This is a genomic window from Salinisphaera shabanensis E1L3A (genome assembly GCF_000215955.2).
GTDB lineage: Bacteria > Pseudomonadota > Gammaproteobacteria > Nevskiales > Salinisphaeraceae > Salinisphaera > Salinisphaera shabanensis.
In genome coordinates, this window is the sequence record NZ_AFNV02000026.1 from 22,333 (window position 1) to 44,656 (window position 22,324).

Annotated in this window: 24 protein-coding genes and 1 tRNA gene; 13 read left to right on the forward strand and 12 right to left on the reverse strand. The window is 60.7% G+C overall.

Going from position 1 to position 22,324, the window contains the following annotated elements; genetic code table 11:
• The first annotated feature begins 119 nt into the window (after positions 1 to 119).
• Positions 120 to 389 (forward strand): 30S ribosomal protein S20, encoded by a 270-nt coding sequence (gene rpsT, locus SSPSH_RS15095; protein WP_006912010.1) that lies wholly within the window; start codon positions 120 to 122, stop codon positions 387 to 389.
• Positions 390 to 725: 336 nt separating this feature from the next.
• Here rpsT and proB read toward each other — a convergent pair whose 3' ends face one another.
• The 4 genes from proB to rplU form a co-directional block, all read right to left on the reverse strand.
• Positions 726 to 1,865: a glutamate 5-kinase gene (gene proB / locus SSPSH_RS15100; protein WP_006912011.1), complete on the reverse strand. Its 1,140-nt coding sequence runs from the start codon at positions 1,863 to 1,865 to the stop codon at positions 726 to 728.
• Positions 1,849 to 2,934 carry an Obg family GTPase CgtA gene (gene cgtA / locus SSPSH_RS15105; RefSeq protein ID WP_006912012.1) on the reverse strand — a complete coding sequence of 362 codons (1,086 nt, stop codon included), beginning with the start codon at positions 2,932 to 2,934 and terminating at the stop codon, positions 1,849 to 1,851. Before cgtA ends, proB begins: the two co-directional genes overlap by 17 nt.
• 124 nt (positions 2,935 to 3,058) lie before the next feature.
• Complete coding sequence (gene rpmA, locus SSPSH_RS15110) at positions 3,059 to 3,319, reverse strand: 50S ribosomal protein L27 (protein WP_006912014.1); 261 nt, start codon at positions 3,317 to 3,319, stop codon at positions 3,059 to 3,061.
• 65 nt (positions 3,320 to 3,384) lie between these two features.
• Entirely contained in the window at positions 3,385 to 3,699 is a 315-nt protein-coding gene (gene rplU / locus SSPSH_RS15115; protein ID WP_006912015.1) for a 50S ribosomal protein L21, read from the reverse strand.
• A 163-nt stretch (positions 3,700 to 3,862) separates the two neighbouring features.
• On the opposite strand from rplU, the gene SSPSH_RS15120 reads away from it, so the two are divergent.
• Together SSPSH_RS15120 and SSPSH_RS15125 are read left to right on the forward strand one after the other, a co-directional pair.
• Positions 3,863 to 4,831, forward strand: a complete 969-nt coding sequence (locus tag SSPSH_RS15120) for a polyprenyl synthetase family protein (protein WP_006912016.1) — start codon at positions 3,863 to 3,865, stop codon at positions 4,829 to 4,831.
• A gap of 2 nt (positions 4,832 to 4,833) precedes the next feature.
• Positions 4,834 to 4,910 (forward strand) — tRNA-Pro (locus SSPSH_RS15125).
• A 67-nt stretch (positions 4,911 to 4,977) separates the two neighbouring features.
• Here SSPSH_RS15125 and SSPSH_RS15130 read toward each other — a convergent pair.
• Together SSPSH_RS15130 and SSPSH_RS15135 are read right to left on the reverse strand one after the other, a co-directional pair.
• Positions 4,978 to 5,493 (reverse strand): hypothetical protein, encoded by a 516-nt coding sequence (locus SSPSH_RS15130; protein ID WP_006912017.1) that lies wholly within the window; start codon positions 5,491 to 5,493, stop codon positions 4,978 to 4,980.
• Between the two features lie 84 nt (positions 5,494 to 5,577).
• Positions 5,578 to 5,937 (reverse strand): hypothetical protein, encoded by a 360-nt coding sequence (locus SSPSH_RS15135; protein ID WP_006912018.1) that lies wholly within the window; start codon positions 5,935 to 5,937, stop codon positions 5,578 to 5,580.
• Between the two features lie 212 nt (positions 5,938 to 6,149).
• On the opposite strand from SSPSH_RS15135, the gene SSPSH_RS18560 reads away from it, so the two are divergent.
• Positions 6,150 to 7,055 carry a DUF2971 domain-containing protein gene (locus tag SSPSH_RS18560; protein ID WP_084623668.1) on the forward strand — a complete coding sequence of 302 codons (906 nt, stop codon included), beginning with the start codon at positions 6,150 to 6,152 and terminating at the stop codon, positions 7,053 to 7,055.
• Here SSPSH_RS18560 and SSPSH_RS18105 read toward each other — a convergent pair.
• Positions 7,052 to 7,738, reverse strand: a complete 687-nt coding sequence (locus SSPSH_RS18105) for an SOS response-associated peptidase (RefSeq protein ID WP_006912019.1) — start codon at positions 7,736 to 7,738, stop codon at positions 7,052 to 7,054. The two genes, SSPSH_RS18560 and SSPSH_RS18105, sit on opposite strands and share 4 nt — an antisense overlap.
• A 399-nt stretch (positions 7,739 to 8,137) precedes the next feature.
• Positions 8,138 to 8,581: a hemerythrin domain-containing protein gene (locus SSPSH_RS15145; protein ID WP_006912020.1), complete on the reverse strand. Its 444-nt coding sequence runs from the start codon at positions 8,579 to 8,581 to the stop codon at positions 8,138 to 8,140.
• A 166-nt stretch (positions 8,582 to 8,747) separates the two neighbouring features.
• On the opposite strand from SSPSH_RS15145, the gene pilB reads away from it, so the two are divergent.
• Positions 8,748 to 10,481, forward strand: a complete 1,734-nt coding sequence (gene pilB / locus SSPSH_RS15150) for a type IV-A pilus assembly ATPase PilB (protein WP_006912021.1) — start codon at positions 8,748 to 8,750, stop codon at positions 10,479 to 10,481.
• Between the two features lie 11 nt (positions 10,482 to 10,492).
• Here pilB and SSPSH_RS15155 read toward each other — a convergent pair whose 3' ends face one another.
• The 4 genes from SSPSH_RS15155 to SSPSH_RS15170 are packed head-to-tail and all read right to left on the reverse strand — an operon-like array spanning position 10,493 to position 14,255.
• Entirely contained in the window at positions 10,493 to 10,909 is a 417-nt protein-coding gene (locus tag SSPSH_RS15155) for a VOC family protein (RefSeq protein WP_006912022.1), read from the reverse strand.
• 47 nt (positions 10,910 to 10,956) lie between these two features.
• Positions 10,957 to 11,571 (reverse strand): DUF2845 domain-containing protein, encoded by a 615-nt coding sequence (locus SSPSH_RS18110; RefSeq protein WP_006912023.1) that lies wholly within the window; start codon positions 11,569 to 11,571, stop codon positions 10,957 to 10,959.
• Positions 11,571 to 12,401: a general secretion pathway protein GspB gene (locus tag SSPSH_RS15165; RefSeq protein WP_006912024.1), complete on the reverse strand. Its 831-nt coding sequence runs from the start codon at positions 12,399 to 12,401 to the stop codon at positions 11,571 to 11,573. The genes SSPSH_RS18110 and SSPSH_RS15165 overlap by 1 nt, the downstream gene beginning before the upstream one ends.
• Positions 12,402 to 12,404: 3 nt before the next feature.
• Positions 12,405 to 14,255 (reverse strand): ExeA family protein, encoded by a 1,851-nt coding sequence (locus tag SSPSH_RS15170; RefSeq protein ID WP_006912025.1) that lies wholly within the window; start codon positions 14,253 to 14,255, stop codon positions 12,405 to 12,407.
• A gap of 131 nt (positions 14,256 to 14,386) precedes the next feature.
• Here SSPSH_RS15170 and gspC point away from each other — a divergent pair, with 131 nt between their 5' ends.
• The 8 genes from gspC to gspJ all read left to right on the forward strand — a co-directional run bounded on the left by gspC (position 14,387) and on the right by gspJ (position 22,322).
• Positions 14,387 to 15,244 (forward strand): type II secretion system protein GspC, encoded by an 858-nt coding sequence (gene gspC / locus SSPSH_RS15175; RefSeq protein ID WP_006912026.1) that lies wholly within the window; start codon positions 14,387 to 14,389, stop codon positions 15,242 to 15,244.
• Positions 15,245 to 17,329 carry a type II secretion system secretin GspD gene (gspD, locus tag SSPSH_RS15180; protein WP_006912027.1) on the forward strand — a complete coding sequence of 695 codons (2,085 nt, stop codon included), beginning with the start codon at positions 15,245 to 15,247 and terminating at the stop codon, positions 17,327 to 17,329.
• 21 nt (positions 17,330 to 17,350) lie between these two features.
• A complete protein-coding gene (gene gspE, locus SSPSH_RS15185) occupies positions 17,351 to 18,895 on the forward strand; it encodes a type II secretion system ATPase GspE (RefSeq protein WP_006912028.1) in 1,545 nt (514 codons plus the stop codon).
• On the forward strand, positions 18,895 to 20,109 hold the full coding sequence (gene gspF, locus SSPSH_RS15190; RefSeq protein ID WP_006912029.1) for a type II secretion system inner membrane protein GspF: 1,215 nt from the start codon (positions 18,895 to 18,897) through the stop codon (positions 20,107 to 20,109). Before gspE ends, gspF begins: the two co-directional genes overlap by 1 nt.
• 88 nt (positions 20,110 to 20,197) lie before the next feature.
• Positions 20,198 to 20,656, forward strand: coding sequence for a type II secretion system major pseudopilin GspG (gene gspG, locus SSPSH_RS15195; protein ID WP_006912030.1), 459 nt, complete (start codon positions 20,198 to 20,200; stop codon positions 20,654 to 20,656).
• Positions 20,657 to 20,674: 18 nt separating this feature from the next.
• Positions 20,675 to 21,208, forward strand: coding sequence for a type II secretion system minor pseudopilin GspH (gspH, locus tag SSPSH_RS15200; protein ID WP_006912031.1), 534 nt, complete (start codon positions 20,675 to 20,677; stop codon positions 21,206 to 21,208).
• Entirely contained in the window at positions 21,205 to 21,666 is a 462-nt protein-coding gene (gene gspI / locus SSPSH_RS15205) for a type II secretion system minor pseudopilin GspI (RefSeq protein ID WP_006912032.1), read from the forward strand. The genes gspH and gspI overlap by 4 nt, the downstream gene beginning before the upstream one ends.
• Positions 21,666 to 22,322 carry a type II secretion system minor pseudopilin GspJ gene (gspJ, locus tag SSPSH_RS15210; RefSeq protein WP_006912033.1) on the forward strand — a complete coding sequence of 219 codons (657 nt, stop codon included), beginning with the start codon at positions 21,666 to 21,668 and terminating at the stop codon, positions 22,320 to 22,322. Before gspI ends, gspJ begins: the two co-directional genes overlap by 1 nt.
• Positions 22,323 to 22,324 lie beyond the last annotated feature (2 nt).

Sequence of the window (22,324 nt, forward strand, 5' to 3'; positions counted from 1 at the left end):
CCCACCTTTCGGGCGACGATGGCGGGTCTGCTGTGCGGTAGCGGTTGACAAACACCGCGCGAATAACAATAATCGCGCGCCTGACAACCTTACATTCAACGATTTCGAGGAGCCGCTCAGTGGCGAACTCTCCGCAAGCCCGCAAGCGCGCCGTACAGGCCGTTACCCGTCGTGAACGCAACATGGCGCAGCGCTCGCTCGTGCGCACCCATATCAAGAAGGTGCAGAAAGCCATCGCCGCCGGCAGCGAAGCCGATGCGCGTGCTGCTTTCCAGGCCGCGGTACCGGTGATCGATCGCATGGCCGGCAAGGGCCAGATCCATCGCAACAAGGCGGCACGCCACAAGTCGCGTCTGAACGCGCAGATCAAGGCGCTGGCCAGCGCCTGATGGCCGACACCAAGCCTTTAACGGTTTGATAAAAAAAGCCCGCTCCAAGCGGGCTTTTTTTATGGGGGAGGTAAACGATAGTGCGCTATCTCGAGGCACCCCCAACGAACCCCGAGTCGGGCCGATATAGTCGAGACTAACGCTGATCGCGCAGCGTATAAGCTGAGTTCACGGGCCGTGGCGCGGCGCGACATATCAATGGTGGCGAGCCGCATACGCGGCGTATAGCCGGCGGCATCGCCGAAGGTCTATCGTGAATTCGGGTGCTAAGCGTATCTCAGCAGCCCGCAGAATGCGCCGATGGCGGACCCGCATTTCAGCGGGATGTTCGCTGATCTAGCCTGGCCGGGACAGCACGAGATTATTGCGGTGAATGAATTCCGGCTCCCCGCCGTAGCCAAGTAACGCCTCGATATGATCGCTGGACTGGCCGGCGAGTTGCCGAACTTCACGCGCATCATAGTTAGCCAGTCCCTGCGCGATCTCCTCGCCGTCCGGACTGATACAGGCGACGAGATCACCGCGCCGGAAGGTGCCCTCGACAGCAGTGATACCGATCGGCAGCAGGCTACGCCCCGCGCTGCGCAGTACTTGTACCGCGCCGGCATCGAGTCGTACGGCGCCGCGTACCTGGCGTTGCCCAGCGATCCAGTTCTTGCGTGCGGCACGACGCGCGTTCTGTCCAGCCGTAAGAAGTGTGCCGATCGACTCCCCGCGAATGATGCGTGCAAGCACGTCGTCGGCAAGGCCATCGGCGATTACCGTTGCCGCCCCCGAATCGGCCGCCTGCCGGGCCGCCAGAACCTTCGTGCGCATACCACCGCGACCTAGCGCCCCGCCCGTACCCGCGGCGGCGCCAAGAACTGCCGGGTCGTGCGCGTCGCATTCATCGATACGCTGTGCATCGGGCCGCTGGCGCGGGTCCGCGTCGTAGACGCCGGACTGATCGGTCAGAATGATCAAACCATCGGCATCGAGCAGGTTGACCGCCAGCGCAGCCATGGTGTCGTTGTCGCCGACGCGAATTTCGTCGGTCGCGATAGCGTCGTTTTCGTTAACAATGGGCACCACGCCAAGCCCGAGCAATGTCATCAACGTGCTGCGCGCATTGAGATAACGGCGGCGATCCGCCACATCCTCATGCGTCAGCAATACCTGCGCGGTGCGCAGGCCGTGCTTCTCGAAGCACCGCGAGTAGGCTTCGACCAAACCGGCCTGGCCCACCGAGGCCGCTGCCTGAACGGCGCTCAGACTCGATGGACGCTCGCGCCAGCCCAGACGCACCAGCCCTTCGGCCACTGCCCCGGAAGACACCAGCACGACCTGACAACCGGACTTCTGCAGCGCCGCGATCTGTGCCGCCCAGCCGGCCAGACGCTCGCGGTCGAGACCGCGCCCGTCTGCAGTCAGCAGCGCACTGCCGATCTTGACCACCCAGCGCCGCGCGCCGGCCAGATCCTCACGTGTCGAAATCATCGCCTTCGCCGTCCGGCTCGCTCTGCGCCTGCTCGTCGGCCGGTTCGGACTCTCGGCGCGCCTGCTCGGCGTCGAGATGATCCATCGCGTCGCCGAGCAACGTGCGCAACGTATCCGGCTTGACCGCCGATACGGTATATACCGGCCCCTGCCAGTCCAAAGTCTCGACAATCCGATCGCGCAGGGACGCGACTTCTGCTGCATCCAGCACTTCGGTCTTGTTGAGTACGAGCCAGCGCGGGCGCTCGGCCAGTTGAGGACTGAAACGCGCGAGCTCGTCCGCGATCATGCGCACGTTCTCGGCCACGTCGCCCTGCTCGAAATCCAGCAGATCGACGACATGAAACAGCAGGCGTGTACGCTGGATATGGCGCAAGAACCGGTGCCCCAGCCCGACGCCTTCCGCGGCGCCTTCAATCAGCCCCGGCAGGTCGACAAGCGTAAAGCTGCGCAGCGCACCCACGCTGACCACCCCAACCTGCGGATTCAATGTCGTGAACGGATAATCGGCGATACGCGGGCGCGCGCCCGACACCGCCGCAAGCAACGTGGATTTACCCGCGTTCGGCATGCCCACTAGCCCTACATCGGCAAGCAGTTTCAGTTCGAGGCGCAACTCACGGATTTCGCCCGGCGTGCCATCGGTAGTCTTGCGCGGCGCCTGGTTCCGGCTGGATTTGAACCGCGCGTTGCCGAGGCCGTGGAAACCGCCCTGCGCTACGAGTAGCGTATCGCCGTCGTGGGTCAGATCGCCGATGAGCTCGCTCGTCTCCCGCGCATAGCACAGCGTACCGACAGGCACCGGGAGGTAGCGATCTTCGCCCTTCGATCCGGTACGGTTCTTCCCGGCGCCGTTACCGCCGCGCTCGGCCTTGAAAACCCGGCTCACGCGGTAGTCATAAAGCGTATTCAGATTGTGGTCGGCAACCATATAAACACTGCCACCGTCGCCACCATCACCGCCATCCGGCCCGCCGTGCGGCACGTATTTCTCGCGACGGAAACTCAGGCAGCCATGGCCGCCATCGCCTGCCTCGACGCGCAGATTGGCTTCATCGACGAATTTCATGCCGCTCTCTCTTGGCCCTGGGCCCGTAAAGGAATCGGGCGGTAGCAACCGCCACTACCCTATTCTCGGACAAAAAAAAGCCCCGCGCTCGGCGAGGCCTTTTTTGCGACGTACGCGCGGTTCGTTACTCTACGGCTTCGATCGAGACGAACTTGCGGTTACGCGGGCCCTTGACAGCAAAATTGACGATGCCGTCGGTGCTGGCATACAGCGTGTAATCACGGCCCGTGCCCACATTATCGCCGGCATGGAACGAATTGCCACGCTGGCGAACGATAATGTTGCCTGCCTTGACTTTCTGGCCACCGAATTTTTTAACGCCTAAGCGTTTCGATTCGGAATCGCGACCGTTGCGGGTACTGCCGCCTGCCTTTTTATGTGCCATGAGTGCTTTCCTCTAACCTGATCTGCTGAGCCTAGCGCGGATAAGCGCTACAAGTCATCCGGCGCTCAAGCGCCCGGGATCGACTTGATCTTGAGCTGGGTGTAGTGCTGACGGTGTCCATGAGTACGGCGATATTTCTTGCGCCGTTTGAACTTGATCACTTGGATTTTATCGGCGCGGGCATGCGTCATGACCTCGGCCGATACCGCCTTACCTTCGAGCAAAGGCGTGCCAATCTGAACGTCGTCGCCGTCCGAGATCAAGAGCACGTCGCTCAGATCGATGGTGCTGCCGGCTTCCACATCCAGCTTTTCGACGCGCAGAATATCGCCTTCTGCTACTCTGTACTGCTTACCGCCGGTGCGTATAACCGCGTGCATGACCACTCCACATCGCGTAAAAACAAGGGCTCGTGCCCGTTTGAAGAGCGCGAATGATACGTTCTAGAACCCCACCGGTCAACGACTGGATACTACAGACAGCGTTCTTGACAGCAAACGGACACGCGCCTAAGTTTGCCCCTGTTTTCTCAGCCCCTGCCCCATGAGTATCCAGCCGCTTCTCAAGCCGGTCGATGATGATATGCGCGCGGTCGATGCGCTGATTCGCGCACGTCTGAATTCCGATGTCATTCTCATCAACACGCTGGGCGAATACATCATTTCCAGCGGCGGCAAGCGGCTGCGCCCGGCGCTCGTGCTCTTGGCCGCACGTGCAAGCGGCTATACCGGGCAGCAGCATCACCTGCTCGCGGCCATTATCGAATTTATACACACGGCAACGCTGCTCCATGACGATGTGGTGGACGAATCGACCATGCGCCGTGGCCAGCAGACGGCCAATACCGTATGGGGCAACGATGCTAGCGTATTGACCGGCGATTTCCTTTACTCGCGCGCTTTTCAAATGATGATCGAGCTCGAAAGCTTCGACGTCATGCGCGTGCTGGCCGACGCGACGAACCGCATCGCCGAGGGCGAGGTTATGCAGTTGATGTACGCCCATAACCCCGATCTTGCCGAATCCGACTATCTGGAAGTCGTGGATCGAAAGACCGCAAGCCTGTTTTCAGCAGGCTGCCGTCTCGCGGCGCAACTGGGCGGCTGCAGCGTCGAGCAGCAACAGGCGATGGCCGACTATGGGCGTCATTTGGGCGTGGCGTTTCAGGTCATCGACGACGCACTCGACTACGGTCGCGGCGATGGTAACTACGGCAAGAACGTCGGCGACGATCTCGCCGAAGGCAAGGCCACCCTGCCCGTGATCCATGCTTTGGCCTGTCTCGACGCGGATACGGCCGCCCCCATTCGAGCGGCGGTTCGCGATGGAAACCTCGATGCGATGGATTCGATCATGAAAGCGATTGAATCCACTCAAGCGATGGAATACACTTGCCGCCGCGCTGAGGAGGAGGCCGCCAAGGCCATCGCCGCACTCAGCGCTTTCGAGGAGTCCGAAGCGAAGCGAGGACTTGTCGAGCTAGCCGAGTTCTCGGCCCAGCGACGACATTAAATCGGAGTATAGCTCAGCTTGGTAGAGCGCCACCTTCGGGAGGTGGAGGTCGTAGGTTCAAATCCTGCTACTCCGACCATACAAAACAAGGGCTTAGGCGAATCGCCTAAGCCCTTTTATTTTGCCTAAGTGTCGGGTAAGTGCCGTTAGAGTGGCACATCTGCTTTCACTTGCCGGGCGAACTGGTCTATTTGCGTAATCGCCCGACCGGCTTTTTCTCTCACTTCGGCCTTACTAATAGCCCGCTCGTCTGGGTTGTCGCTGCTTTGTGCGACTCGTATGGCCTCTATATACGCGTCCACGTGTCGTTCTGCTGCCTCACGCGTAGCTTTGAAGGTTTCGCTAAGCGACTCCCTGAAATAAAGTTCTACAAGCATCTCCAGTTCAAACAGCGGAGGCACTTCCCGACCTGAGCGAGGCTTCGGGGCGACGTTGCGCGTCAACATGAATATTGCATTCGCCAATTGGGTGTTCACATCTCGGCGAAGTTTTAATGCTGCAAGATACAGCCTCTCGAGTCTGTCCCGCGTGCGTTCTTCTAAGGCGCTCTGAGCTTGGTGGTTTAATTCGGAATCGGATCGTTGATTCGCAGCCCGAAGGGTAAGCCACGAAGTTGCCAGCATCCCGACTACAGTGAAAAGCGAACTAAGCACCGCCTCCATGCACCCTCCCTTTCGCAAAATACCTAACAGACCTGCGAGTCTAGTATTACGTCTACTTCAGTGAAACTGTTCAAGTTGCGCGAGTCACCGAACGCCGCATATCCGACACCTAAGCACGAGCGCACCCTCGCCCCGAAACAACGCCGGGTGCTGATAGCCGCAACGCGGGCAGCCGTCATCGATCGCATTAACTGACGGGTGTTTATAGCGGGCTTCGATCAGCGCGGCCGTATCGCGATAGGCGCGCACCAGCGCCCCCAGTAGCTCGACCTCGCTTGCCCCGCGCACGTACGGTCCGGCGTTGCGCCAACGCCCGTCTACGCGCTTCTGCAGCCGCGCGCACCACGCCCGACATACGCGATCGAAGTCGCGCCATAGGTAGACACGCAGCTCGTCGTTAAGCGGTAGGTAGAGCTCGCGGGTCGGTCCGCCAGGGTTGGGCATAACCGATACTGTACATGCGCACAGTTCTAAATCGCTAGCCGCACCAGCCCCGCCGGTGCCCGCCTTCGTATGGCCGGGCCAGCCCCGCGCCGATCAGCATGTCGGACAGGTCGCGGCGCCGTAGTCGGCGGCGTGTACGAGTACGCTAGCGAGGAAAAGGAAAGCGATTAGCGTTAGTCTGAACATGAATTATTCGTAAGTTCGGGGGCAGCTTGGTCGACCGTTGGAAAGATGAGCGAGAACTATTCGCGGACACACAAGCACGTCTCGATGAACTTGCCGCGCTGGGCGAGCTAACTGCCCGCCGCTATATCCACCATCCGCAATTCGCAGCTAGGCCCATGCCCCGCTTTCTATACCGATTTCTAGGTGCGAACAAGCCAAATCGACTCCGACAGATCATTGTTGATAATGCGCTGTATTTGAGCAGCGCCGATTACTTCAACGACCCATTCGACTGCCGCTATGTTCTGACGTCTGCCGCCAGCGTGAGAGAGCAGCTCCGATTGCACGAAGCTATCGTAAAACGCCAAATGCCCGGCTTGCGCGGCCTTAAACGTAAAGAGCTTGTCAGGCGAAGTTTTCGAAACTCAGGCTATGACCAATCGGATATAACGCGAACCGCACATGATGAAACGATCAGAACAGCAGGGATCTGCTGTTTGAGTACTGACGCGAAGTCGATACTTCTATGGTCTCACTATGGCGAGAGCCATCGAGGCGTGGCATTTCAATTCAAAGTTTCCGCGCCTACAGCGTTATTTCTACTCACAAACCCCGTGAGTTATCGAGGCCCGCAGGACGATTTACCGTCCATCGATGCGAGCTACGACCCACATACCGACCACGGTAAGCATTTGATCGAGGTTCTTTTTCTGAACAAATTTAAAGATTGGTGCTATGAACAAGAGTACCGGTTGATATTAACTGACCGCGCAAAAACAGCGATACGTTTCCACCCGGACCATTTAACGGGAGTGATTTTGGGTTGTAACGCGTCAGACGATACGCGCTCGTACGTGCGCGAGTTGATTCAAGAAAGCCGCTCCACGCCTCGCCTTTACCAAGCTCAAACCGTCGACAATCGCTATCGCCTTCGTGTAGTTGAGACGAACTAGTTAGCTACGATGCGTTCGACGATCTTCGCATCATCTTCGCTCGGCTTCCCAACACGCTTGTCGATCGGCCACGATTCGTAGCTCGAGTATCGACCGTCGAAAAGGATCTCCGACAAATGCGCCGGGCCGGTGTCCGGATCGATCCACGCCCGCGACGCCTCGGCCGTCAGTGCCTGCGGCTGGCGATTGTGAATGTGCGCGATATCGTCGTTAGGCTCGCCGGTCAGAATCGCGAATGTAACCTCGCCGCTCGCTGGGTGATCGTCTGGCAGCTTCGCGGCCTTGCTCCAGATACCCGCGAAGAAAAACGGTTCGGCCTCGCTGGGCCGGATCGCGAAAGGCTGTTTGCCGCGCTCGCCGCGCTGCCATTCAATCCAGTAATCGGCCGCGACCAGACAGCGCTGGCGTTCGAAGGCCTTCGCGAAGAGCTTCTTATCGGCGGCCGTTTCCGACCGGGCGTTGATCGGCGATAGCTTGGTATCGATCGCCCAGTTCGGGATGAAGCCCCACCATGCCGGCCCGAGCGCTGCCTCACCATTGTCCGGGTTCAACAACCCCACGAGCTGGAACGTACCGGGCGGCCGGTTATAACTGGGCGTGTCGTCCAAGCGCTTCGAAACCATCGCATCAATGATGCCTGCATAGGCTTCGGCCGCGCTGTATCTGCCATAGCGTCCGCACATTTCCCGGAGTATGCCCGAGAGGACGGGCGAAGTGCGGGAGCCGCACAAAAGCGCTAAATTGACGCGCTTCAAAAACTGTTCGCCAGCCCACTCTAACCAGTGAATCGCGGTTTCGCGGTTGTCGCTTGCGTGTGCGACCGTCCCGCAACGTCGCTGTCACACATCGTCTGCGGCCTTTGCCGACCTATTCATCAAAAACGAGCATTCAAACTCTACAAAATAGGCGAGAGGCAAAGTCGACGATCATTCACTTTTCGCTTCTATATCAGCACCCCGGTTGACGGCTACTTATTCGGCGGTAAGTAGCTTGGCGGCGAACAAAGCTATACGACTTGTGCAGACGTGTAACGGGAAACCGGGCGCGGTCGCACCCGGCATAAGGCCAATTACAGGCGGGCTCTACGCCCCCGCCTGTTCCTCCATCATGTCGTCATAGGTCTTGGCCAGTTCGGTCTTGTCGCGCTCGCTCAATACCTTGCCGGCCACCTGAAAGACTTCCTGTTCTTCTTCATCAAGGTGATGGGTCACCAGCTCCTGCAGCTGCTTGGCGTAGGTTAGCCAGCCCGGCGAGCTGTAATCGGTCTGCTCAAGCGTTTCCACCAGCTCGTCGATCTCATGATGCTCGGCCACGCTGTGGCGCGCTTTTTCCTGCGTCTGATCGTATTCCATCAGCGGCACATAGAAATGTCGCTCTTCGGCGGCCGCATGATGATGAAGCTCCGCCTTGAGCGCCGCAAACAGCCCCTCGCGCTTGTCGGTATCGCCGTGCGTGTCGGTGAGCGCGTCGAGTAGGCGGCGTTGCTTGTCGTGGCTTTCACGCAACGCTTCGAAGATATTTTTCACGTATTGTCCTTATGTCGTCTCGGTGGTCTTTAGCGCATTGATGGTACCGTGCGCGAAGACCGCATAAAATCCGGTCGGACACCGACGCGCAAGCCGCCCGCCATCGCACCGTCTCGCGGGTGCGGCTCGGGCGAAACCGGTGCCGAAATCATTTCGAGAACACCCTATGGCCACGAAGAAGAATACGCTCGCAACCCCGGCACTGGGCGGGCTGGCGCGGCAACTTGTCGAGGATCGGCTCATCGATGCCGACAAGGCGCGCGAGATCCAGAACGAAGCCCAACAGGAAGGCGAGTCCTTCGTGGCACGCGTGGTCAGTCGTGGCGTGCTGTCTGCGGCAGTACTGGCCAAGGCCGCCTGCGAAGAATTTTCCATGCCGCTGCTGGATTTGCGCGCGGTCGATGTCGAGCAGATGCCGATCAAGAAGGTGCCGGAAAACCTGATTCGCAGACATGAGGTGCTACCGCTCTATCAACGCGGGCGAAACCTGATGGTCGCGGTCTCGGACCCCACGAATCTCCAGGCCCTCGACGAATTCAAGTTCAGTACGGGCCTGAATATCGAGCCGATCCTGGTCGAACAGGACAAACTCGCCAAGGCGATAGAGAACGCGTTCAGCGCGATCGACAGCGCCATGGCCGGTCTCGACGATGTCTCTCTCGACGGCCTCAATTTCGACGACGCAAGCGACACCTCAGACGCGCAATCTGATGCGAGCCGCGTCGATTCCGACGATGCACCCGTGGTGCGCTTCGTGAACAAGGTGATGCTCGACGCGATCCACAAGGGTGCCTCGGATATCCATTTCGAGCCTTACGAAAAAACCTATCGCGTACGCCTTCGCCAGGATGGCGTACTGCGCGAAGTCGCGGCCCCGCCGGCCGGGCTGGGCATGCGCCTGTCGGCGCGTTTAAAAGTCATGGCGCGCCTGGACCTCGCAGAACGGCGTGTTCCCCAGGACGGTCGGATTAAGCTGAATCTGTCGAAGAATCGCTCAATCGATTTTCGTGTCTCGACCTGCCCCACGCTGCACGGCGAAAAGATCGTGCTGCGTATTCTCGACCCCACCAGTGCCCAGCTCGGTATCGAAGCGTTGGGCTACGAAGCCGATCAGCGGGCGCTGTTCGAAGAGACGATACATCGTCCTTACGGCATGGTACTGGTGACCGGCCCGACCGGTAGCGGCAAGACCGTGTCTTTGTATACGGCGTTGAACATGCTCAATACGGCCGATCGCAATATCTCGACGGCCGAAGATCCGGCTGAAATCAACCTGCCTGGCATTAATCAGGTCAACGTGCATCCCAAAGTCGGGCTGACGTTTGCGAGCTGTCTGCGCGCGTTCCTGCGCCAGGATCCGGATGTGATCATGGTGGGTGAGATCCGCGATCTGGAAACCGCTGAGATCGCGATCAAGGCCGCTCAGACCGGGCATATGGTGCTTTCGACCCTGCATACCAACGACGCACCGCAGACGCTTACACGTCTGGTCAACATGGGCGTACCGGCATACAACATTGCTGCGTCGGTATCGTTGATCATCGCCCAGCGGCTCGCGCGCCGTCTGTGCCAGCACTGCAAGGTCGAAGCCCAGATCCCACGCGAAGAACTCGTCGCCGAAGGCTTTCGCGAAGACGAAGTCGACAGCCTGCGCCTGTTCGAGGCCAACGCCGACGGCTGTGACAACTGCACGAACGGTTACAAGGGCCGAGTCGGCATTTATCAGGTCATGCCGGTGACTGATGAAATCGGCCAGATCATCATGGAAGGCGGCAATGCGGATGATATCGAACGCCAGGCCGAAAGTGAGGGCGTCATCAACCTGCGTGAAGCCGGCTTGCAGAAAATGCGTACGGGCGTGCTGAGCCTTGCCGAAGTCAACCGCGTTACCGTGGACTAGGCGCTCCTTGGTCAGTAGTTCGGCCAGATCCGCGGCGTCACCAGTTCCAGCAGGTGGCCATCCGGATCGCGAAAATACAGGCTGACCGCCCCTTTCGGCCAACGCGTCTGCCCTTCGATGGCGATATCGTTGGCTTGCAAATGCTTCGCCCAGTCCTCCAGCGCATCCGCCGCAATCGCGAACGCGATATGCTGACGGCCGCTGCCGTCGTGCGGCGGAATGGTGCCCATGTCGCCCGGCAATTCGACGGTCTCGGATGTTTCGCCATCCGCAAAGAGCAGCAACATATTCCACTCGAGCGCATACGCGGTAAAGCGATGATCCGCCGTATGCGGCGTTAGCCCCATGACGGATTCGAAAAAATACCGCGCCAAACGCATATTCCGCGTATAGAGAACGGTCTCGACGACGCCTTTTATTGTCGGCATGGCATTACTCGTTAAACCGGCACGCGTATCACACCAGGGCGAGGCGCCTAGTCGTCGTAGCCGCGATGCAGTGTATCGGTCTCGACGACGACCGCGTTTTCCAGCGTCACTTCGCGCAGCAGACGACTGCCACCGAAATTGAATATCCAGCGCTCACGATAGACGGGCGCCACACCGCGCCGGCGTCGATAATCGTAGACCCCGTCGGCATTACGGGTGCTAAAGACATAGCCGCCGCTTTTCTGAACAGGCTGGCCGCAGGCCACGAGCAGCCGGTATTTGCTCATGCCGCGCGTGATCTCGGATGGTCGACAGTTCGAAGCGCCCGCGGGCACATTGAAACCATAACCATCCTCACGGATACGTTTGAGCTCGCCGTCACGAAAAACGAGGATCTGGAGCAGCCGTCGCGGTCCTCGGTTGTAGGTCCATTCCTCCATGTCCGGCACCGCACCATAGGCAATACCCGCACCGCCGATCCAGGGGTCGACAAAGTCCGGTACGCCACAACTCGCCCGCACGGCGGCAGCCGGGTCTCCGGTTTGTACAAGCGAGCCGCCGCAACGCAGATTATCGGCCTGTGCCGGCATCGCGAACAGGCTCGCCAAAAGCACAAGTGCGCCCAGCGGCACCCGGTACTTGCGTTGCTTTGAATCGTTCATCAGCCCGGTCCTCGTACGTGGTAGCGCTCGCCGTGGTAATTGAGCGTCGCGCCGCTGGCGTCGATACTTTCCACGGCCGGTCCAGCCGCAAGGCGCTCGCCTTCGTGGTAGCGCTGGCCACGAACCAGTATGAAACTGCGCCCGGGCACCGAGCTATACAGATGGCCATTGATTTCGACATCGGGCGCGCTGCCCGGCGGGCTTGCGCTGACCGCCGCGCTACGCGATTCCTCGACAACATATGGCGCATCGTCGTCGAGCGGTGTCGCTGAATAGGTGACTTGCCCACGTTTGCGCGGGCTCTCGTTACGACCTGTATCGAACGTCGACACATCGATGTCCTGCTCTACAGCCGTACGCGGCGGCGGCAACGTCATGCTCGAAGATGTCTCTGTGGTGGTGTCGCGCGGCGCGTTATCCGCCGATGTCGACGGCCCAGCCTCCTGGGCAGGCCGGGCCTTGGCGGCCGGCCGGTTGACGGTGGCCGGACGCTCGGGCGGGATCGGGCTACGCTGCTCGTCCAGCGAATCGTCGGCGTGCGCTTCAACCGCGGCGCCATCGCTGTTTGCGGTCTCGACAGCTGCGACAGGCGCAGCCGTACTCCCGGTCGTGGGCGCGGGTTCGACCAGCGCCGCAGACACCGCAGCCGGTAAAAAAAGATAGACGAGCAACGCCGCATTGCAGGCAACCAGCACGCCTACCAACCAGCGTAGCGCCCTGCCTGTATGACTTGTAGACGGTTCGCCGCCGGCCAGAGAGCGCAAATCGGCACGCTGGTTCTCGTGGCGTTCCCGCTCCGCTTTTTTCAGCGCGTCGACCAGATAGGACACGGTCTACTCCTGTTCCACTGGCTTTAATGCCGGCGAACCTGGCGAGGGCACCGCGCCGTTGAGCATCATCTGCGTTCGCGGGCCTGCCATGCCGTCTGATTTGAGCCCGTTCGCAGCCTGAAATGCACGCAGACGGCGCTCGAGCGCGTCGTCATAGACCGGCGAAGCCGGCCCGAGTCGGGTTTCAGGGTTCTCACCGTCGATACGATCCAGACGCTTGCGCAACCAGACCACTGCAGAACCGACCGCACCCGGCTGGATCAGCCCCACACCGGAATCCGCGCGCCATACCACTTGGAATTCGCCGTTCCAGATACGCATCAGTGCCGCCCGCGAAATACGCCGTGTCCCGTCGGCACCGACCAATGTGGCATCGGGGCCATCGAGCGAGCTCAGCAACACCTGGTGCGTGCGTCCCTGATGTCGAATACGCAGTAGTGCCGGGCGGTTGTAGCGTTTGATGGTTGCGAAATCACCCTTGTCAGCCAGACAGCGCAGGTCGCCGATACGCAGGTTCGCGCAGCCACTACGCACCTGGGCGCCGAACACGCCCCAGAGTCTGAGAAGCTGGGTGATCGTGGCATCGCCCGCCGGCACGCCTTCGAGCGCGACGGTTTGATCTGCACTTATTTCACCGCCGCTATCGCTGCTGACGCTGGTTTCGTGGTCGCCGACCTCCGGTTCCACGCTATGGGCAGACACGCCGTCACTATCGTCATTCTGGTTAACGGCCACTACGGTCTCACCGGCCTGACCCGCGCCCCCCGCTTCACCGGCAGGATTTTTCAGTGACGGCCTATAACTATCGCCGCCATGCCCGAGCCGCTCTGCCTGTTCGTCGGGCGGGAGGTCCACGCCCGCTTCATCCGGCGCGTTTTCGGTGCTGTTGCTGGCAAGTGCCGGCGCCGATGCGCCCGACGACTGCACCCAATCCGCCGCGCGGCTCAATTCAATGCCGGGATACCACGCCAACGCACCGACCAGCGCTATCGCGGTGAGGCTCACTGCCGGAACCGCCACGCGCAGCCAGCGCGAACCACGCTCGCGCGGCAAGGTCTCGGCCGCGGCCCGTAACACCATCAGCGCGCCGATACGTGAGCGCGAATGCGCGTAGCCGCCCATCAAAGCGCGTTCGCACACCATGTTGATCAAGCGCGGGATGCCACCGGTGACACGCCGCAGCACAAACAGCGCGCTGGGCGTAAACAGATGCTGAGGACCACCCGCCAGGCGCAATCGATGCTGAACATAGGCCCGAGTTTCTGCATGCCCCAGCGGCTTGAGCTTGAACCGTGCGGTGATGCGCTGTGACAGCTGCCGGAGGTCGTGGCGCGCGAGCAGCTGCTCGAGTTCGGGCTGTCCGACCAGAATGATACGCAGCAGCTTGTGCTTGTGCGTTTCCAGATTGGTAAGCAGCCGCAACTGTTCGAGAACGCCGCGACTCAGATTCTGCGCCTCGTCGATCACAAGCACGGTACGCCGGTTGTTGGCATGCGTCGCCAACAGATGCTTGTTGAGTCGATCGACCAGATCCTTGAGGGATGTATCGCGGCGTGCGTCGTAGGATGCCCCCAACTCATCGCAGATCGTGGCAACAAACTCGCGCACTTCCAGGTGCGGGTTCCAGCACAGCGCGATATCCAGGTCGGGCATGTCGTTGTCGACCAGCGCACGTATGAGCGTTGTTTTGCCCGTGCCCACCTCACCGATCAGGGCCACGAAGCCACTGTGTTCGCCCGCGCCGTACAGCAGATGTCCAAGCGCCTCGCGATGGCTGGCGCTTAGATACAGGAATGCCGGATCCGGGGTAACCGAAAACGGATAATCGTCAAAGCCGTAATAGCGCAGATACATGCGAACAAACGAGGAAGGCGGCAACCCACCAAGTCTAACCCGCACCCGCAGCCGCGCAAACTTGCGTGGTAATTGGTTAAATTCGATTCATACCAGTCGCAGATTGATTGCGCTGGGTTAGAATTGCTCGCATGGCCGTTGAACTCTCACGCGACGCGCAACGCTGGCTCGGCCGGTTGCCGGAAGTCGTTAATATCGTACTGGTGATCCTGATCGCGTTGTCGCTGGCGCGTTTGTTCTGGCTGGCGTGGCCGGCTGGCGAGAACGATCTGATGCCGGCTACCACCACCCGAGCCGACGCCGCCGAACAAGACAGCGCGGTGGATGTCGATACCATCGCCAGCGCCCATCTGTTTGGCGAACAGGCGATCAAGGACCGTGACGCCGAGCAGCGCGAAATCATCAACGCCCCTGAAACAAGACTCAATCTTGTGCTGACCGGCATCGTCTCGGAAGCCAACGGCAACCGTTCCCGAGCATTGATCAAAAGCGGTCGCAACGATCAGGACAGCTATGCCGTAGGCGGCGATATCGGCAACGGCGTGAAGCTGCATGCGATCTATGCCAACCGCGTGATTCTCGATCGCAGTGGCCGCTACGAAACACTCACGCTGGAAAGTGTGAAACAGGCTCGTAATCTGACCGGTGTACAACGCACCCAGGCAGTTTCCAGCGACCTCGCCGATGACTTGGGCGAGGTACGTGAAAAGATTCTGGCCAATCCAGCAAATGCCTCACGATACATTCGCTTGCAGCCCGAGCGACAAAACGGCAACCTCGTGGGCTACCGGATCTATCCGGGGGCCGACCGGGGGCTTTTTGAGAAGGCCGGCCTTAAACCGGGAGAACTGGTCACCGCCGTCAACGGGCAGCCGCTCGACAACCCGGCCGCGTCGCTCAAACTGTTGAGCAACCTGGCCTCGGCAAGCAGTGCATCCGTGACGCTCGAACGCGATGGCCAGCAACGTACCGTTACGGTGAATTTCTAGATGACAGCCACAGTTCTGCGCCGGTTCTGCCTGCTTACCCTGCTGGTGCTTGCTGCCAGCACGAGCGCGGTGGCGCAATCGGCTCGGGAAGCGACACCCGCGGGCGATGCGTTCACCCTCAACCTCAAGAACGCAGACATCACCACGCTGATTGCGACCGTAAGCGAGGTCACCGGCCGCAATTTCGTGGTCGACCCACGGGTCAAGGGCGACGTTACGGTGCTTTCGACCGAACCGATGACGCCCGCCGAACTCTACGAAACGTTTCTTTCGGTGCTTGAAGTACACGGCTTTGCTGCCGTGCCCTCGGGCGAAGTCACCAAGATCATTCCCCAGATCAACGCCAAGCAGGACGGCGGTTTCGGCCGTGCCGGGTCGACGCGTGAAGATATCGTGACCCGGGTGATCGCGGTATCCAATGTCCCGGCCGATCAGTTGGTGCCGATCCTGCGCCCGCTCGTACCGCAATACGGCCATTTGGCGGCCTATTCTGCTTCTAACACTCTTATAATTTCCGATCGCGAAGCCAACGCGCAGCGAATCGCCGAAATCGTCAACAAGATCGATCGCAACGGCCTGCAGGATGTCGAAACCATCCGTTTGCAGTACGCGAGTGCCTCGGAAGTCGCACGCGTGATCGAGCAGCTCAAGTCGGGCGCCGCAGGCAATGCGGCAGCGGTCAACTTCAGCGTTATACCGGATGAACGCACCAATAGCGTGATTATCAGCGGCGCACGCAAGGAGCGCCTACGGCTGCGCGCGATCATTGCCGATCTCGATACGGCCACCGAACAAACCGGCGGCACCCAGGTGGTCTATCTCGACTACGCGGATGCAGAGACGCTCGCGCCCGTACTTCAGAATTTTGCCAGCGGCAACGGCGCCAGCCCGAGCAGCACGTCTGCGGCATCAAGCGCCGGCAGCGCCCAAACGCGTCCGAGCGGCGGCGGTTTGGGCGGCAATGGCGTGACCGTTATCGCCGAACCGGCTGCGAACGCGCTCGTGGTGACCGCGCCAGCCGATACGATGCGCCAGATCAAACAGGTCATCAATCAGCTCGACATCCGGCGCGGCCAGGTCCTGGTCGAAGCCATCATCGCCGAAGTCACCCTGTCGCGTTCGCGGCAGCTGGGCGTGAACGTCGCGGTGTTCGAAGACGGCGGGCCAGCCGCCGCGAGTATTCTCGATTCACGCACGCTCGACGTCGTACCGTCGCTCGCGCTTGATGGCACGCCGCTGGAGCTCGTCCAGCAAGGCATCAATCTGGGCATAGGCAACATCAGCGATAGCGGCACCAGCTTTGCGGTGCTCGTAAACGCGCTGTCCGGGAATACCAACACCAATGTGCTTTCCACGCCGTCGCTGATCACGCGCGACAACGAGGAAGCCGAGATCAAGGTCGGTCAGGAAGTGCCGTTCGTGACCGGCAACTACACCAGCGGCACCACCGGCGGTGGCGGCACGAACGGGCTGACCAACCCGTTCCAGACCATCGAACGCAAGGATGTGGGCCTGACGCTTGGCTTCACGCCGCAGATCAGCGCCGGCGATACCATTCAGCTGACTATCGACCAGGAAGTCTCGAGCATCGCCCAGGGCTCGAGCCAGACCGGCGCGGTGGACCTGATTACCAACAACCGTACACTCACCACGTCGGTGGAAGTCGAAAACGGCCAGATTCTCGTACTCGGCGGTCTGATCGATGATCAAGTCGTCGAAACCGAACAAAAAGTGCCGGTGCTCGGCGATATCCCGATCCTGGGTGCGCTGTTCACGAATCGATCCGTAACAAAGAACAAGCGCAACCTGCTGAATTTCATTCGCCCGACCATTCTGCGTGGCGGCGGCGAGGCCGACTACTTTACGCGCAAGAAGTACGATTACATTCGTTCCTTGCAGGAACAGCAGGCCGAAACAAGTATCCCGCTGATGGGCGAGGAGCAGCGTCCACAGCTGCCGCCCATCGAAGATTACGACGATCGTGACTCGTTCTCGCGGGACTCCGGTGTGAGCGGCAATGAAAGCACACCACGTGACACGGACCGCGACGCGGGCAACTATAAACGCCGCGGCGACGATTTCTAGCCGACAACGGCAGGAGCGAACATGAGCGACAGCCTCGAAACGCTCAGCCTTGAACCAATAGTCGAACACGACCCGGCCCCTGTGGCGGGCCCAGGCGGGATTGATCGTCTGCCGTTCGCGTTCGCCAAGCGCCACGGCATCATGCTCGGCGAACAGCGCGACGGCACGGTGCACGTGACCGTGCGTAACCCGGTCAATCAGGCCGCGTTATCGGAAGTCCGCCGCTACTGCCGAAGACCGCTCAGCATCGAGCGCGTCGATGCCGACTCTTTCGATGCTCTGCTGCAGAACGACTACGAAGGCAAGGCCAACGAGTCGATGCAGATCGTTGAAGGCATGGATGAGGACATGGACCTCACCGATGCAGCGCGTGCGCTCTCCGAGCCGGCCGATCTGCTCGAATCCTCGGACGACGCGCCGATCATTCGTCTGATCAATGCCCTGCTCACCGAAGCGATCAAGGAAAACGCGTCCGATATTCATATCGAACCATTCGAAGCGCGTTTGACCGTGCGGTTTCGTGTCGACGGCGTGTTGCGAGAGGTGCTCAACCCGCCGCGCCAACTCGCGCCCCGCCTGATTTCGCGTGTGAAGGTCATGGCCAAGCTCGATATCGCGGAAAAACGCGTGCCGCAGGACGGCCGTATTTCCGTACGTATCGCCGGGCGCCCGGTCGACGTACGTGTATCGACGATCCCATCCGGTAACGGCGAACGCGTGGTAATGCGTCTGCTCGACAAACAGGCTGGCCGGCTGGATCTTCCGCAGCTGGGCATGCCTGCAGATACGCTCAGCACGATCGACGAGCTGATCCACAAACCACACGGCATCATGCTCGTGACCGGGCCCACGGGCTCGGGTAAAACCACCACATTGTATGCGGGCCTGACGCGCATCAACGATCACACCCGCAATATAATGACCGTGGAAGATCCGATCGAGTATTACCTCGATGGCATCGGCCAGACCCAGGTCAATTCCAAGGTCGACATGAGCTTCGCACGCGGACTGCGTGCGATCCTGCGTCAGGATCCCGACGTGGTCATGATTGGCGAAATCCGCGATCTGGAAACCGCAGAGATTGCAGTACAAGCCTCGCTGACAGGCCACCTGGTGCTGTCCACGCTACATACCAATACCGCGGTCGGCGCGATCGCACGTCTGCGCGATATGGGCGTGGAGCCATTTCTGTTGTCGTCGAGCCTGATCGGCATCATGGCGCAGCGGCTCGTGCGTACGCTATGCAAAAGCTGTCGTGCGCCCTATGAGGCCAACCGCCGCGAGTGCGAGCTGCTCGGCATCGACCCGGACAGCCCGCCCACGCTCTACAAACCGGCTGGCTGCGAAGCCTGCAACCAGTCCGGTTTTCGTGGCCGCACCGGCGTCTATGAGCTGGTGGTCGTGGATGACGAGATGCGCAACCTCATCCACGAACAGGCCTCGGAACAGAAGCTGGAAAAACATGCGCGTCTGTCCACGCCCAGCATTCGTGCCGACGGCGTCGCCAACGTGCTTGCCGGCAACACCACGCTCGAAGAAGTATTGCGCGTCACGCGTGAAGGCTGATGGGCGCCTACGAATACACCGCGCTCGACGCGCGCGGGCGTGAAAAGAAAGGCATTCTCGAAGGCGATGCCGCGCGTGCCATTCGCGCCCAGCTGCGCGAACAGGGCCTCACACCGCTCGAAGTGAGTGAAGTGTCGGACCGCAAGAGCGGCGGTTCGCGCAGTATTTCGTTTCGGCGCGGGATCAGCGTTACCGAACTGTCGCTGTTCACGCGCCAGCTGGCCACCCTCACCCATGCCGGCCTGCCGATGGAGGAAGCGCTTAAGGCGGTCGCCGAGCAGACCGACAGCGACAAGGTGCGCAAGATCATCGTCGGGGTACGCTCGCAGGTGGTCGAAGGGCATACGCTTGCCGATGCACTGGGCGAGTTTCCAAACAGCTTCGATGAGCTGTATCGCGCCACGACCGCGGCGGGCGAACAGTCCGGGCGCATCGATGAGGTTCTTAACGGGCTGGCCGATTACGTCGAGGACCAGCAGTCGATGCGCCAGAAAGTCATGGCTGCCCTGATCTATCCGGCCTTTCTGTCGATTGTGGCCATCGCCATCGTGATTGCGCTACTCACCACCGTGGTGCCCGATCTTGTTCAGGTTTTCGATAGCGTGGGCGCCGATCTGCCGGCACTCACCACGGGTCTGATTTCGGTGAGTGATTTTCTGCGCGTCTGGGGCTGGCTGCTCACGCTGGGGCTGGGCGCAGCAGTCACGGCATTTATCTACGGCATGCGCCGGCCAGCGTTCAAGCGCGCGGTGCAGGCGAGAATTCTGCAGGTGCCGCTGATCGGACGGTTCGTGCGCGGCGTGAACACTGCCCGGTTCACGCGCACGCTATCGATTCTTACCCGCAGTGGCGTGCCGGCGCTCGATGCCATGACCATCGGCGCCGATGTGGTCACCAACCTGCCCATGCGCGATGCCATCAAGCGCGCTTCCACGAGGGTCCGCGAAGGCGAGGCGATTCACCGCGCACTCGGGCGCGAACGGCTGTTCCCGCCGATTACGCTGCACATGATCGCCAACGGCGAAATTTCCGGTGAACTCGACATGATGCTCGGGCGAGCAGCCGAACATCAGGAACGCGAGGTCGAAACATTACGGCAAGGTGTCATGGGCATACTGGGCCCGGCCGTGATCCTGCTCATGGGCGGGCTGGTGCTGATTATCGTACTCGCCATCCTGCAGCCGGTGTTCAACCTCAACCAGCTGGTCAAATAACGCCAGCCCCGCGTTGCACCGTCTCGCGCGGTGCGCGCGTACACTCAGTTACAACCTCAACCGATTGCTATCGAGGAGTAGATAAGAAATGACACGACAAGGGCTTCGCGCCGCAACGCCGCGCGCACAGAGCGGTTTCACGCTCATCGAGATCATGGTCGTGGTGGTCATCCTCGGCATCCTCGCCGCTCTGGTTGTGCCGCAGATTATCTCGCGTCCGGACGAAGCGCGTGTCGCCAAGGCACGCCAGGACATTCGTGCCGTCGAGTCCGCGCTCAAGTTATACCGGCTGGATAACTTCCAGTACCCGACCACGGAACAAGGCCTCGCGGCGCTGGTCGACAAACCGACCACGCAGCCGGAGCCGCGCAACTGGAAGTCCGGCGGTTATCTGGATCGTATTCCGACTGACCCCTGGGGCAATGTCTATCACTACCGCAACCCTGGCGAACACGGCGAGATCGACGTTTATACGCTCGGCCGCGATGGCCGGCCCGGCGGTGAGGAATCGGACGCCGATATCGGCAACTGGGCGCTCGACAGCTAGCGCGCGGCCGAACCGGACGTGCCCGTAAGAGGTCAACAGCGTGGCTTCACGCTTATCGAGGTACTCGTCGTTGCCCTCATCATCGGCGTGGTACTGGCGTTCGTGTCGCTTTCGATCAACCCGACGGGCCCGGCCGACCGTCTCGATACCGAAGCCGAGCGCCTAAACGCCTTACTCCAGACCGCGGCCGACGATGCCATTCTCTACGGGCGGGAAATCGGGCTCGACATCACTCAAGGCGGCTATCGATTCCTGCGCCTGGGTGATGACGGCTGGCAGCCGCTTAACGTACCGGACATCCCGCTGCGCGCTCGTGAACTCGGCGACGGACTCGTTATCGTGCTCATCGACCGCGGCGACGACACACCACGACTGGTTCAGGCCGATGAAGACGAAGAAGACGTCGTACGGCCAGAGGCAGTATTGCTGTCCAGCGGTGAATTCGTACCCTTCGAACTCGAGCTCTATGCGAACGACGTGGATTACCGTTACCGCCTGACCGGCGAGGCCGGCGGCACGCTCGAGATGACGCGCATCGAAGGCCCGCGATGACAAACGAACGCGGCTTTACGCTCGTCGAGGTGCTTGTTGCGACCGCAATTCTTGCACTCGCGCTCGGCGCCTTTATTTCCGGCGGCGCACGCTATGCGGACTACGCCCGCTATATCCACGATCGTACGCTCGCGCAATGGGTCGCCCGCAATCAGCTCGTTCAATATCAGATCGCCGAACAATGGCCCAGCACCGGGACCGAAGACGGCGAGACCGAAATGGGCGACGCGGATTGGCATTGGGAAGCCGAAATCCAGGAATCGCCCGACCCCGATGTGCGCCGTATCGATATCCGGGTGTTTCGTATCGCCCCCGACAGCGGCGATCCGGAAGCCGATGCAGTGGCACTGCTCAGCGGTTTCGTCACCCAGCATATCGCCCTTCAAAACGTGCCCGCCGGCGGCAACGGCGCTCAGGCCGATGAAGATACGGCTCGCGATTACGGCTCGAACTTCTGATGCGCGGGCCCGACCGCCAGACCGGTTTTACCCTAATCGAAATACTGATCGCGATCGCCGTGTTCGTGGTCATGGCCGCCATGGCCTATGGCGGGCTGTCGTCGGTGATCTCGACCCGCGAAACCGTCACGGCCGCGCTCGATCGCAGCAAAACGCTACAGATGTCGGTCTGGCGCATGCGCAACGATATCGAACAGATCGTCAATCGTCCGATCCGTGACAGCTTCGGCGACAATCAGCCCGCAATCTTCGGCAGCCCGGATATCGGTCTGCAGTTCACCCGCAACGGCTGGCGTAATCCGTTGGGCGACATTCGCAGCAATCTGCAACGCGTGGCCTATCGCATCGACGAGGACAACAACCTCGTGCGCGCCCACTGGCGCGTGCTAGATCAGGCACAGGACAGCGTACCGGTCGAATCGGTGTTGCTTGAAGATGTATCGAACGTGGAATGGCGGTTTCTCGATAGCGACCGCGAGTGGCAGGACCGCTGGCCCGAGAATTCGACCATCGGCGCATCCGCGACAAGCGTGCAGACCCCGGCTGGCACCATCGCTTCGAGCTATGCGCCGCCGCTTGCGATCGAACTCCGTGTCACCACCTCGGCCTGGGGCGATCTGCGCCTGCTGTTCATGCTCGCAGGGGCCGAGCGTTGAAG

Excerpts from the sequence above, each read along its gene's own strand:
- proB (WP_006912011.1), bottom strand. The coding sequence starts at position 1,865 with ATGATTTCGACACGTGAGGATCTGGCCGGCGCGCGGCGCTGGGTGGTC.
- cgtA (WP_006912012.1), bottom strand. The coding sequence starts at position 2,934 with ATGAAATTCGTCGATGAAGCCAATCTGCGCGTCGAGGCAGGCGATGGC.
- rpmA (WP_006912014.1), bottom strand. The coding sequence starts at position 3,319 with ATGGCACATAAAAAGGCAGGCGGCAGTACCCGCAACGGTCGCGATTCC.
- rplU (WP_006912015.1), bottom strand. The coding sequence starts at position 3,699 with ATGCACGCGGTTATACGCACCGGCGGTAAGCAGTACAGAGTAGCAGAA.
- SSPSH_RS15120 (WP_006912016.1), top strand. The coding sequence starts at position 3,863 with ATGAGTATCCAGCCGCTTCTCAAGCCGGTCGATGATGATATGCGCGCG.
- SSPSH_RS15130 (WP_006912017.1), bottom strand. The coding sequence starts at position 5,493 with ATGGAGGCGGTGCTTAGTTCGCTTTTCACTGTAGTCGGGATGCTGGCA.
- SSPSH_RS15135 (WP_006912018.1), bottom strand. The coding sequence starts at position 5,937 with ATGCCCAACCCTGGCGGACCGACCCGCGAGCTCTACCTACCGCTTAAC.
- SSPSH_RS18105 (WP_006912019.1), bottom strand. The coding sequence starts at position 7,738 with ATGTGCGGACGCTATGGCAGATACAGCGCGGCCGAAGCCTATGCAGGC.
- pilB (WP_006912021.1), top strand. The coding sequence starts at position 8,748 with ATGGCCACGAAGAAGAATACGCTCGCAACCCCGGCACTGGGCGGGCTG.
- SSPSH_RS15155 (WP_006912022.1), bottom strand. The coding sequence starts at position 10,909 with ATGCCGACAATAAAAGGCGTCGTCGAGACCGTTCTCTATACGCGGAAT.
- SSPSH_RS18110 (WP_006912023.1), bottom strand. The coding sequence starts at position 11,571 with ATGAACGATTCAAAGCAACGCAAGTACCGGGTGCCGCTGGGCGCACTT.
- SSPSH_RS15170 (WP_006912025.1), bottom strand. The coding sequence starts at position 14,255 with ATGTATCTGCGCTATTACGGCTTTGACGATTATCCGTTTTCGGTTACC.
- gspC (WP_006912026.1), top strand. The coding sequence starts at position 14,387 with ATGGCCGTTGAACTCTCACGCGACGCGCAACGCTGGCTCGGCCGGTTG.
- gspD (WP_006912027.1), top strand. The coding sequence starts at position 15,245 with ATGACAGCCACAGTTCTGCGCCGGTTCTGCCTGCTTACCCTGCTGGTG.
- gspE (WP_006912028.1), top strand. The coding sequence starts at position 17,351 with ATGAGCGACAGCCTCGAAACGCTCAGCCTTGAACCAATAGTCGAACAC.
- gspF (WP_006912029.1), top strand. The coding sequence starts at position 18,895 with ATGGGCGCCTACGAATACACCGCGCTCGACGCGCGCGGGCGTGAAAAG.
- gspG (WP_006912030.1), top strand. The coding sequence starts at position 20,198 with ATGACACGACAAGGGCTTCGCGCCGCAACGCCGCGCGCACAGAGCGGT.
- gspI (WP_006912032.1), top strand. The coding sequence starts at position 21,205 with ATGACAAACGAACGCGGCTTTACGCTCGTCGAGGTGCTTGTTGCGACC.
- gspJ (WP_006912033.1), top strand. The coding sequence starts at position 21,666 with ATGCGCGGGCCCGACCGCCAGACCGGTTTTACCCTAATCGAAATACTG.